General features: G+C 61.1%; 8 protein-coding genes and 2 pseudogenes. 4 read left to right on the plus strand and 6 right to left on the minus strand.

Features of this window, described 5'->3' with window-relative positions; genetic code table 11:
• Positions 1-14 precede the first annotated feature (14 nt).
• Both WS87_RS34375 and WS87_RS30935 read left to right on the plus strand, forming a co-directional pair.
• Positions 15-464 (plus strand): annotated as a pseudogene (locus WS87_RS34375) (ISNCY family transposase); the annotation flags it as partial.
• Positions 465-568: 104 nt separating this feature from the next.
• The gene (locus tag WS87_RS30935; RefSeq protein ID WP_059815295.1) at positions 569-2107 is read left to right on the plus strand and encodes an IS3 family transposase; all 1539 of its coding nucleotides are present in this window, start codon (positions 569-571) and stop codon (positions 2105-2107) included.
• Between the two features lie 154 nt (positions 2108-2261).
• Here the strand turns inward: WS87_RS30935 and WS87_RS30940 are convergent, their stop codons facing one another.
• The 5 genes from WS87_RS30940 to WS87_RS30965 form a co-directional block, all read right to left on the minus strand.
• Positions 2262-5246, minus strand: a complete 2985-nt coding sequence (locus WS87_RS30940; RefSeq protein ID WP_236873309.1) for a sensor histidine kinase — start codon at positions 5244-5246, stop codon at positions 2262-2264.
• Positions 5247-5287: 41 nt separating this feature from the next.
• The gene (locus WS87_RS30945) at positions 5288-5950 is read right to left on the minus strand and encodes a response regulator (RefSeq protein ID WP_059452495.1); all 663 of its coding nucleotides are present in this window, start codon (positions 5948-5950) and stop codon (positions 5288-5290) included.
• 143 nt (positions 5951-6093) lie between these two features.
• Positions 6094-6384 (minus strand): FimD/PapC N-terminal domain-containing protein, encoded by a 291-nt coding sequence (locus WS87_RS30955; protein WP_059815303.1) that lies wholly within the window; start codon positions 6382-6384, stop codon positions 6094-6096.
• Between the two features lie 161 nt (positions 6385-6545).
• Entirely contained in the window at positions 6546-6650 is a 105-nt protein-coding gene (locus WS87_RS34545; RefSeq protein WP_082750542.1) for a FimD/PapC N-terminal domain-containing protein, read from the minus strand.
• 116 nt (positions 6651-6766) lie between these two features.
• Positions 6767-7444 (minus strand): response regulator transcription factor, encoded by a 678-nt coding sequence (locus WS87_RS30965; RefSeq protein ID WP_059815306.1) that lies wholly within the window; start codon positions 7442-7444, stop codon positions 6767-6769.
• Between the two features lie 546 nt (positions 7445-7990).
• Here WS87_RS30965 and WS87_RS30970 point away from each other — a divergent pair.
• A complete protein-coding gene (locus WS87_RS30970; protein ID WP_059815310.1) occupies positions 7991-9361 on the plus strand; it encodes an MFS transporter in 1371 nt (456 codons plus the stop codon).
• Positions 9362-9373: 12 nt separating this feature from the next.
• Here WS87_RS30970 and WS87_RS30975 read toward each other — a convergent pair.
• Positions 9374-10336 (minus strand): annotated as a pseudogene (locus WS87_RS30975) (UPF0182 family protein); the annotation flags it as partial.
• Between the two features lie 247 nt (positions 10337-10583).
• Here WS87_RS30975 and WS87_RS30980 point away from each other — a divergent pair.
• A protein-coding gene (locus tag WS87_RS30980; protein ID WP_107938234.1) for an IS5-like element IS402 family transposase occupies positions 10584-11401 on the plus strand; the annotation gives its coding sequence in 2 pieces (ribosomal slippage) (positions 10584-10932 and positions 10932-11401; 819 coding nt in all).
• Positions 11402-11541 lie beyond the last annotated feature (140 nt).

The raw sequence follows: 11541 nt of genomic DNA on the forward strand, positions 1-11541 counted from the left end.
CACCGAAATCCGCAAATCGGCAACTGATTGATCGAACGATCGAGGTTTGGGAGCACCCGGATGAGCGTATCGAACTCCGAGCAGAGGGTCGCGTGTTGCCGTGCAGGCAGTACGACCGGCTGGCCGAAATCGATCAAGGTGCCATCGTCGAACACAAGCGTCTGAGTCACGTGCTGCAGATCGCGCAAGCGCTTCAGGCGCAGCGCGACAACAGCCGAATCGGTAAGGCACCGTCTCGAACGCATCGAGGCGACTCGACCAAGACGAATCGCAACACCACTCAGCCGAACAAAAAGAAGCAGCGTGAGTTCACGCAGGCCGATGTCGAGAAAGTGATCGTGGATCTCGCCGAACGCAGACAGGTCCAACAGCCCGCGCGCAAACCTGTCCGTCGGTCTGCAAGGGGCCGTGACGCAAGCGTAAGCACCCTGCCCGTTCAGGATCAGCTCTTCGACACGGCGTGATCTGCAACCCAAGAGAAACAAGCCTCAAGCCCGTAAATCCGGACATTTCAACTTAGCCGAGAGCGGGGTGCGGACAAAATCTTGGACTACCTTGGAGGTAGTTCATGTATTCATACGAAGACCGCGTTCGAGCGGTTCCGCTCTACATCAAGTACGGCAGAAGCGCAGCGGCAACTATTCGCGAGCTGGGATATCCTTCGCGCAAGAACTTGGCACGGTGGTACCGTGCGTTCGTTGAGGTTGGCGATTTGCCGGCGGGCTATCGCCGCTCCAGGCCACGTTACTCCACCGAACAGAAGCAGATCGCGGTCGAGCATTATTTGAGTCATGGCTGCAATTTTGCCGGGACCACGAGAGCACTGGGGTATCCGTGTCGCGCAGTGCTGGCCGCGTGGGTCTACGAGCTATGCCCCGATATTCGGAAACGTCTTGTCAGCAATGCTCGGAATGTGCCGTCGTCGCCAGTGTTGAGGCAGGCAGCGGTCATTGAGCTGTGCACCAGAGACGAAGGTGCACGCGTGATCGCGGAAAAGATAGGCGTGAGCAGGCCGACGCTATACAACTGGAAAAATAAGCTACTCGGTCGAGAGGCTCCGGCATCCATGAAACGCCATAAGAATCTGGCATCAGCCCCTGAGCCGGCAGAACTGGAGCAGCAGCTGGAATCGCTTCGACGCGACATACGGCAGCTGGAACTTGAACGCGACATCCTGAAGAAGGCCAATGAACTGTTAAAAAAAGGCCTGGGCATCGACCCGCGGCTCCTGAGCAATCGGGAGAAGACGACGCTGGTTGATGCCCTGAGACAAATCCATGCACTGCCAGAACTGCTCGCCGTATTGGGTCTTGCCCGCAGTTCCTATTTTTACCATCGCGCACGATTGCTTGTCGCTGACAAGTATGCTGGCGTGCGTCGCGTCATCACGAACATCTTCGAACTCAATTACCGTTGCTACGGCTATCGCCGGATACGCGCGGCACTCGGTAAGCAGCAGGTCTTCATATCGGAGAAAGTCGTTCGACGTTTGATGAGGCAAGAAGGCTTGGCCGCTGGCAGTGCCCGCCGGCGTCGCTACGGCTCCTATCAAGGCGAAATAGGCCCCGCGCCAGAAAACCTCGTCAATCGCGACTTCCGGGCGGCAGCGCCGAATAAAAAGTGGCTCACCGACATTACGGAATTCCAGATTCCAGCCGGCAAGGTGTATCTATCGCCCGTGATCGACTGCTTTGATAGGCTAGTTGTCAGTTGGTCGATCAGCACGCGTCCGGACGCCGAGCTTGTGAATACCATGCTCGACGCAGCGATCGAGACAGTGGCCAACAGCCAACACCAGCCAATGGTCCGCTCCGATCGCGGTGCGCACTATCGCTGGCCAGGGTGGCTCTCACGGATGCGCGATGCGAAGCTGATTCGCTCGATGTCGCGCAAAGGTTGCTCGCCCGACAATGCGGCATGCGAAGGTTTCTTCGGCCGATTGAAAACGGAACTGTTCTATCCTCGGACCTGGCAGGCTACAAGCATCGAGCAGTTCATCGAGGCGGTCGATTCTTACATCCGCTGGTACAACGCCAAGCGGATTAAGATCTCGCTTGGCTCACTGAGTCCGCTCGAATACCGGGAGCGCCTCGGGCTCGCGGCATAAACCAGTCCAAGATTCTAGCCGCACCCCCAGAGGCGGACATTTGAGAATCGCTTTGACATGGATGTAGGTCCCAAGTTCAGATGCCGCATCCGGGAGAAGTTGAAATCTGCGGTATCGCGTTTCGGCAGGCCTGCTCCGGGAAAACGCGATGAAATCAGGGCGCCGGTATGTCGTGGCTCCTCAGCGCATCGAGCGCGTCGGTCAGTTCGCCGCGCAACGCGGGCCACAATTCAACGAAAACGCCGAGACCTTCGTCATGCACGACTTGTTGCAGCCCACCGCACAGCTCCGCCAGCACGCCATGCCCGACCGACAGGAAACCACCGCTCAGCGCATGTAGCTCACGTACGACCGTATCGGTATCGCGTCCTGCCAGCGCGCGCTCGATCGATTCGAACGAAGCCAGCGTGACCTGGCGCATCGCGGCCATCACGGTTTTCGGCATTGCCGGGCGGTCCTCCGCCGAGTGCACAAATCCGACGCGACCTTGCGCGCGAAGCGCCCGCGCCAGCGCACGCAACGAGACGGGCTTCGACAGCAGTACACGAATCGCGACAGCCGCACAGCGCTGCTCTTCCCGCGGACCGACGTGTGCCGTCATCGCAACGACGCGAACTTGCACATCGCGCTCACAAATCGCGGCCGCAAGCGTCCAGCCGTCCATGTCAGGCAGGCCGAGATCGGTCAGCACGACGTCGAAGCGGCCGCGCTCGAGCGCCGCCATCGCCTGTCCGCCGCTTTCGACGATCGTCGCATCGGCGCCGAGCTCCCGGAACTGGTCCGCCAGCAGCAGCCGGCTCGCCGGATGATCCTCGACGGCGAGCACGCGCAGCGGCATGTCCCCGTCTCCCGCGAGCGAGACCGCATCGGGAGAATCGCCGACCGCATCGTCGTAGAGATCGCCGGCCGGCACGTCATCGGCCATCGGCAGCGGGATGCGAACGCTAAACGCACTGCCCTCGCCCGGCGCGCTGCGCACCACGATCTCGCCCCCCATCGCATTGACGAGCCGCCGGCATAGCGCAAGACCCAGGCCCGTGCCGCCGTACTGGCGATGGATCGAATCGTCGGCCTGCTGGTACAGCTCGAAGATCGTCGATTGCGCCGGCAGCGCAATGCCTATCCCCGTATCGACGACACGTATCTCGACGTCGTCGTGCCCGCCCGCGAAGAGCATGACGCTGCCCGCCTCCGTAAACTTGATTGCATTGCCGAGCAGATTCGCGACGACCTGGCGGATCCGGATTGGATCGCCGACCCGGTATCGCGCCATGTCTGCCGCGATGTCGAAACCGAGGTGCAGCCCCTTCGCCGTCGCAAGCGGCCGGAACGACTCCACGACGTCGCGCAACAACGCCGCGCAGTCGAACGGCACGGCATCGACCCGCAGTTGCCCGGCCTCGACCTTCGACAGGTCGAGCACGTCGTTGAGGATGTGCATCAGCGCGGACGATGACGAATCGACAATCTCGAGCCGGCGGCGCTGCGTATCGGCGAGCGGCCCGCGCTTCATTAGCTCGAGATTGCCCATCACCGCATTGAGCGGCGTGCGGATTTCGTGGCTCATCGTCGCAAGAAACACCGACTTCGCGCGATTCGCCTGGTCGGCTGCGTGCCGGGCCTCGACGAGCGACTGCTCGGCCAGCTTGCGCGCAGTGATGTCGTTGACGGTCGCGAGCAGCGCTTGCGCGCCGCGATATCGGACGCGTGCGATGTTGACGAGCAGATGCGTGTCTTCCGTGCCGTCGCCCGCCCCCGCGAGCGCGATCTCTCGGCCGACGATGGCGCGTCGCCGCCCCGACGCGCGCGGATCGGGCGATTGAGCGAACGTCCGCCAGATCCGCCGCGACAGCGGTTCGCCTGCCGCGGCGGTCTCGTAGCGCGCCATCGCTGCGTTTCTCAGCAGCACCGTGCCGTTCGCTTCGCCGATCAGCGCGAGGCCGATCGGCGCCGTGCGGATCAGCGTGCGGTTGAGTTGCTCGCTTTCCTTCAGACGCGAAGCACTGCGGTAGGACGGCGCGAGAATGCGCCGGTTGATCAGCGCGATCCCGCACCACAGGAACGCCAAACCGAATAGCGCGACGCCGGCAATCTCCAACATACGAGCCGCGACGCCGCGCATCACGGTTCGTATCGAATAGACGTAGACCAATGTCCAATCGGTACCGGGAATCGCATCGCGAATCTCGAAGCGCCCGTCGCGAAACAGTTGTTCGATGTCGTTCACACGGTCGCCGGCCAGTGCGTGCGCAACGTTCGCCGCATCAGCGTGCCGTGCCGCCGACAGCAGGATGTTCCCGGCATGATTGACCACCGCGAACGCGCCACCGCGCGATTCGTCGTCGAGTTCGTTCAAAAGGCGCTCGGGACGTATCGTCTGAACGATCAGCACAATCGGTCGGTCACGGCCATCGAAGGCCCAGGATGCAACGCGCACCCGCTGCTCCCCCGTAATGACACCCGCGCGAGGCGGCAGCCAGATCACGCCATCGGGCACATGCTCCGGGTCGGACGCCGCGGCACGCACCATCGCCTCGACATCCGGCCACGCCTGTGGCAGCAGCGACGGCAGTTGTGCGGCCTGCGCCTGCGGCAATGCCGAGGGGGACGTAACGTAGAGCGACAGCGTGACGAAACGGCCGTCGGCGCCGATCATGTAGGCCGCGTTCGACAGCGGCTGCGCCCTCTTCACCCACCTGCTGCTCTCGAAGACCCGCTCGCTCAATGCGAGCAGCGGCCCATAAACGCTCGCCGGATGAGCGGAATCGATGATGGCCTTCAGCGCGTATGCCCGGTCCAATTCGTAGGCGTCGTGCATCATCAACCCATCCTGATCGACAAACGCCTGCTCGGTCAGCCGGGTCGGACGCGCTCGCTCATTCCATCCGCCTTGTACCGTCGCCACTTGTTGCTTCAGCAGCGCGCTGTTTTCCGACATGCGAACCAGCAGTTGCGACTTCACGGTGAGGAAGTGCGTACGCAACGCAGCCTGGTAGTCGCCGAACTCGCCTCGCGCGACAGCGGCTGCGCACACCAGTATGAAGATGCCGAGCGCCGCGCCACCGCCGTACAGCAACCGGCGCTGATACGCGCGCATCCAGTCCGGATCGAATTGCCTGCGGCTCGCAGGACGATTCAAGCGGGACAGCCATCCGCGGAACCTGTACATGCCGGCACGGATCAGTCGTTCGACCGAAGGTCGATGTTTTCAGACGGCTCGAGCTCGCCCTCATACTTGATCAGATCGGCGTCGCGTGTGATGCCGAGCTTGCGCATTGCGGCCAGCTTTTGCGCGCTGATGGTTTTCTTGCTTCGATTCAGTCGATCGGCGATTTCGGTCACCTTGTAGCCTTCACGGAACAGCCGGACGATCTCCGACTCCCGTTTCGACAGTGCGGTGCTGACGCCGGTATCCGCCTGCGCGAGAAGCGACGCAATCGTGGGCGACAGATAGTGGCCGTTCGAGTAAGCCGCGTGCACGGCGGCGACCATGTGCGAGATTGCATCGGATTTGCTTGCAATGCAGTGCACGCCAAGTTGCTGCAGCGCGCGAAAAACCGCCGGGGAATTGAGCATGGTCACCGTCACGATGCGCAATTGCGGATAGCGCCGAGTCAGGAATGAAACCAGCGTCTGGCCGTCGCCGTATTGCCCGGCCGGCATCACGTAGTCGAGAACGAGGACGTCGCACGAGGTCGTGTCCAGCCGGTCGATCAGTGCGGCCGTGTCCGACACGACCGCGACGACCTCGATCGTAGGCATGCTGCCCAAACCCTGCGCGATGCCGTACCCCGACACCGGATGGTCGTCCGCGACAATCACTCGCACCGAAAATTCGTCCATCATGCACCCGCGCTCTGGAATGAGGCGCGCACTAGCGCCATGTTGTACTTATTCGAAACCCATTTCGTGCGGATTATATCTCGATAAGTTGGCTTGGCCTGGAATTGCCGGTCGTCGAATAGCGGTACGCGGCAAGCGTCACGTCAGTCTGCGTCTTGGCGATCGATTTCGCGCAGCTGATCCGCGCGCTGGTGCCGCTGAAGCGCTTCACACCGCCACTTCCGCACGTTCACACCCGCGCTCAGGCCGACGTACCGCTGCGTGATCGGCGGTCCGCCGCTGGTACGGTTCGTATAGAGGTTCGTGTTGTAGTTCAGCATACCGACCGTCACGCCGGAATCGCACCGCTCCTGGCCCACATACCCGCGAGGACTGCGTCGCAATGCGGTTTGCGGGATGCTCAGTCGCAGACGCTGTTCGTCGAACGCGAACATGAAGTGGCATCGGCAATCGCGTCGGGTAGCTCGATGCATGCGTGCGGGTCGCAGAGTTGGGCGTTCACGTCCGCGGTTAGGCGTTTCACGTCGACGCCAACGTCCTGCAGCAGTTTGTCGTCAAAACACGGATGCACATCGGTGGATCTGGCCGACGCGTGTTACCGGATCTGCACGCTCGTGGCAAGGTTCTCGTTGACGTACACATCGACGCTGTACAGTCCAGGCAGAACGAAGTTGCCATTCTCGAACCGGGACAAGTCCATCTGGAGGCCTCCGCTGCTTATTCGACCTGCATGCCGCTGGCGCTCGCGTGCCAGCCCGCAACGGCCGACAGTCCCCACGCATTAAGCCGCCAAGCGCCTCTTGCTTGACGACGGCATCACTGAACTTCGAACCGACTCGCACTCTCCTGGTCGATCAAATCGAGACACGTCGCGCAACGGACCAGTTCAATGTCATTCTTTACCCCCAACTTCTTCATCGCGTTGGTCTTCTGGGCGCTGATTGTCTGTTTGCCTTTCTTCATGTATTCCGCGATCTGGGTAATCGTCATTCCTGACAGGTAACATCGGATCACCTCGATTTCACGCGGAGACAGCTTCGATACACGCTGATTACTACTGCACTCGACCAGCTCGAGCGAACGCTTGATCAGCGGCGACAGATAACTGCCGCTCCCAAAGCATGAATGGATCGCGGTGACGATATGGCCGACGTCGTCGAACTTGCTGACGACGCTTGCGACATCCCGATCGAGAATCGATCGGAGGATCACGGGATTCTCATGCGTGACCAGTGCGACGATCCCGACCTTCGGATAGGTGCGTCTCAGATATCCGAGCAGAGCGAGTCCTTCAATTTGCCCGTTGCCACGCATCGCAAAATCGATGACCACGACGTCGCAATGCATGCGAGACATCGACTCGATCAAATTCTGTGGTGTCCTGCATATGGCAATCAAATCGATCGCGTTGGTATTCCTCGCGACATATTCCATTCCGGCAAGCGTCAACGGCCTATCGTTCGCGAAGATGGTTTTTACGCCAAATTTTCTCATTTGAAATTCCGACCTGAACTCAAACTGTCGTCACACATTGAAAATATGGAATCCCACCGGCATCTCGAGCTCAAGGTCGCCATGCGAAATCTCTTGATCGGTATCTTATAAAATCCTTACAAAGCGAGATATGGGACCAACGCCTGATCCGAGGCCCGCCACATCAGACAAGTCCTATGGATGACATGTTTTTACTTTGCGGCGACGTGCGCATCCTGCCTGTCACACCTTGTAGGCGAAGCGATGCGATTTCCGGGAAGGCGACGCTGTCCAGAACTTCGTCCGTGTCATGCGCACCACCCCGACTTCGCTCAAGAGATACCGTGAATCCGATTGATGATAGCCGTGCGTTCTACGACGATTCCCTCACGAACCCGCGCTTTCATCGACATGCGCGCCCGCGTCTTAAGTTGGTCGATCGCTATATCAGGACTTCTTATTGAAAAGATTGAACGTGCCGTAATCCGTTCATGACTTGCACTTGCCGGAACCCATCGCCGGGCGTATGGTTGCTTTCTGAGTCGCCCTTTTCCGGGAGATATCAAAATGGCTGCCCTGCAATCCGCGGCCACGCCCCTCTCCGACGAGGAAGCCCGGCGCCAGTTGCGCCGCGCCGTCATCGCCAGCACGATTGGCACCACGATCGAATGGTATGACTTTTTCCTCTATAGCACGGTCACCGGCCTGGTCTTCGCAAAACTGTATTTCCCCCAGTCCCACCCGCTCGTCGGCACGCTGCAGGCGTTCCTGATCTATGCCGTCGGCTTTGTCGCGCGGCCGGTCGGCGCAGCGATCTTCGGCCACTACGGCGACCGCATCGGACGCAGGGCCACGCTGATCGTGACCCTGTTGCTGATGGGGCTCGCCACGTTCGCCGTGGCCTTCGTTCCGACCTATGCAACGATCGGCATCTGGGGCGCCGTTTTTCTCACGGTGCTGCGCTTCATCCAGGGCGTCGGCGTCGGCGGTGAATGGGGCGGCTCGGTCCTGATGTCGATGGAGTGGGCGCGCACCAATGCGCATCGCGGCTTCGTCGCGTCGTGGCCGCAGTTCGGCGTGCCGGCGGGATTGTTCCTCGCCAACCTCGCCGTGCTGGCCATGAGCTGGCTTTCCGGCAGCAGTTTCCTCACGTGGGGCTGGCGCGTTCCGTTTTTCCTCAGCATCGTACTGGTCGCGATCGGGCTCTACATCCGCCTGAATATCCTCGAGACGCCGATCTTCGCGAAACTGCTGGCCGAGCGCCGGATCGAGAAAACGCCGATGCTTGAAGTGCTGCGCAAGCAGCCGAGGGATATCGTGCTGTCGGCGTTTGCGCGAATGGCCGAACAGGCGCCGTTCTATATCTTTACGGCGTTCGTGTTCACTTACGGGATCACGGCGTTGGGCGCCACGCGCGAGCTGCTGCTGACGGCGGTGCTGGTGGCGTCCGTGGTCGAATTCTTCACCATTCCGCTGTTCGGACACGTGTCGGATCTGATCGGACGGCGGCGAATGTACATGATCGGCGCGGCCACCGTCGGCGTGTTCGGATTTCTCTACTTCGCGATGGTCGATAGCCGGAATCCGATATGGATCTTCGCGGCCATCGTGCTGTCGCTGGTCCCGCATTCGATGATGTATGGGCCGCAGGCGGCATTGATTGCCGAGTCGTTTACCGGGCGGTTGCGGTATAGCGGTGCGTCGATGGGTTATCAGCTCGCTTCGGTCATTGCAGGCGGTCCGGCACCGCTGATCGCGACGGCGCTGTTTGCCTACTACCATTCGGGGTATGCGATCGCGGTGTATGTGCTGGCGTGCGCGGTGCTGAGCCTGGTCGCCGCATCGAAGCTCGGAGACTACACCAACAAGGATATTTCGCGGGAATACGACGACGCGCGAAGTCTGGAGGATCATGGGCACGCGCCACCACTGACCTGACCGGCGTCACCCTCACTGCTTGTTGTTCGCGCGAACGGCGCCCAGCGCTTCGAGCAACGGTCGGAGCGCATCGAGTTCCGCGCCGAAGCCGGCCCAATCCCCCGCCTTCAGCCGCTCGATCGCACGATCGTAATGGGCAAGCGCGTCACGGGCGCGCACATCCGCTGCGCCGCCCGCCGGCGCCGCCGCCGGTCCCGGCCTCGTCTCCTTGAAGAGCGCCGCGAGCGCCTCGCCCAGGTTTTCCTCCATCACGACGCGATCGCCATAGGCGGCGATCACCCGTTTCAGTTCGGGCAATTGGCCCGACGCCGCGCGCGGATAGAGCGGCGACACGTAGAGGATCGAGTGCTCGATCGGAACGACCACGAGATGTCCGCGGATTACGCGTGAGCCCATCTGGTTCCACAGCGAGATCTGCTGCGAGATTTCCGTGCTCTGCTGGATGCGCGCCTCGATCTGGTATGGCCCGTAGATCAGCTTCTCCTTGGGGAACGCGTAGACGATCAGCTTGCCGTACCCGGGCGGATCGCAACGCGCGGCCAGCCACGCGATCATGTTCTCGCGCTGGCTCGGCACCATCGGCAGCATGAGCACGAAGCCGGCCTGCGCGTCGCCGGGCAGCCTCATGATCGTGTAGTACGGCGCCATCTGCCGGTTCGCGGCGTCGCCCCCGTCGATATCGCCCAGCGCGCGAGGAAACTGCCAGAGGTCCTCGCGGTTATAGAACACTTCCGGCGCATCCATGTGATAAGCGCGGTAGAGATTCGCCTGGATCAGGAACAGATCCTCGGGGTAGCGGATGTGCCGTTGAAGATCCTGCGGCATCGCGTCGAACGGCTTGAACACACCGGGGAAGATGCGCGCGTAAGTCCGCACCAGCGGATCGGAAGGATCGCTGACGTAGAAGTCGACCGTGCCGTTGTACGCGTCGACCACCACCTTGACCGCGTTGCGAATGTAGTTGGCGCCATCGCCGGCAACATATTAAGTATCACCACTCTCAAAGACTATTAGATGAACATTCAAAAATAATAGAAGAATTTGACCGAAAAACCGATAGCCTGACATAAGGCTTGGCTATCCTGATCGAGGGGCGAGTGCCGAACCGGTTCGCGTTGTCACCGATGTTCGTAAGAGACGGTTTCAAAAAGGCCCGGTGGGGCTGTTAACTTGCACGGCGAGCTGTTAAACCTCAGGCATCGGAACAACCGAGACCGAGGAGATGGCCAAGCCGATCATTGACGACGAACTGTGGATATTGATCGAGCCGTTATTGCCGCCACCCAAGCCGCGGCGCGAGAAGAACCCAGGCCGCCTGCCTGTTTCGAATCGCGCCGCGCTGACCGGCATCCTGTTCGTTCTCAAGACCGGACTGCGCTGGCGCGACCTGCCCGCCGAGATGGGCTGCGGCTCGGGCGTGACTTGCTGGCGACGGCTACGCGAATGGCAGGCTGCGGGCGTATGGGATCGCCTGCACGAATTGCTGCTTGCGAAGCTGCGAGCAGCAGACCAAATCGATTTCTCGCGAGCCGCAGTCGATTCCTCATCGATTCGCGCCGTTGGGGCGGGCCAAAAACTGGGCCAAACCCCACCGATCGCGCGCGACCAGGTTCCAAGCACCACATCGTCACCGACGCCAATGGCACGCCGCTCGCGGCGATCCTGACCGGCGCGAACGTTCACGATGTCACGCAGCTGCTGCCGCTGATCGATGCGATTCCGCCAATTCGTGGGTTGCGCGGCCACCCACTGCAGAGACCGCGCGTGGTCTACGCCGATCGCGGTTACGACTCTGAGCGGCATCGACGCGCGTTGCGCGATCGCGGCATCGAGCCGGTTATCGCCAAGCGCCGCACCGAACATGGCAGCGGCCTTGGAAAATATCGCTGGGTCGTTGAACGCACGCATGCCTGGCTGCATCACTTCCGTCGTCTCCGCATTCGTTTCGAGCGCCGTGCAGACATTCACGGCGCGTTCCTCAAACTCGGTTGCTGCCTGATCTGCTGGAATACCCTTCGGCGGGCCGACCAGTCTTTATGAAACCATCTCTAAGGAGATAGAAGATACCGGTCGTCGGACGTAGAGTGCCAAGTCAAGTCGGGGCTAGTACACATCAGTTGCACGCCGACGATGCTTGGCGATCACCGGAGATCGAGTAGTCTTCCCCGATCGAAGAAAGA

Origin of the sequence: Burkholderia sp. MSMB0856, assembly GCF_001524645.2 — a bacterium.
GTDB lineage: Bacteria > Pseudomonadota > Gammaproteobacteria > Burkholderiales > Burkholderiaceae > Burkholderia > Burkholderia diffusa.

Bases quoted from the DNA above. Each gene is read 5' to 3' on its own strand.
- WS87_RS30935 (WP_059815295.1), top strand. From the start codon at position 569: ATGTATTCATACGAAGACCGCGTTCGAGCGGTTCCGCTCTACATCAAG.
- WS87_RS30945 (WP_059452495.1), bottom strand. From the start codon at position 5,950: ATGGACGAATTTTCGGTGCGAGTGATTGTCGCGGACGACCATCCGGTG.
- WS87_RS30955 (WP_059815303.1), bottom strand. From the start codon at position 6,384: ATGTTCGCGTTCGACGAACAGCGTCTGCGACTGAGCATCCCGCAAACC.
- WS87_RS34545 (WP_082750542.1), bottom strand. From the start codon at position 6,650: ATGGACTTGTCCCGGTTCGAGAATGGCAACTTCGTTCTGCCTGGACTG.
- WS87_RS30965 (WP_059815306.1), bottom strand. From the start codon at position 7,444: ATGAGAAAATTTGGCGTAAAAACCATCTTCGCGAACGATAGGCCGTTG.
- WS87_RS30970 (WP_059815310.1), top strand. From the start codon at position 7,991: ATGGCTGCCCTGCAATCCGCGGCCACGCCCCTCTCCGACGAGGAAGCC.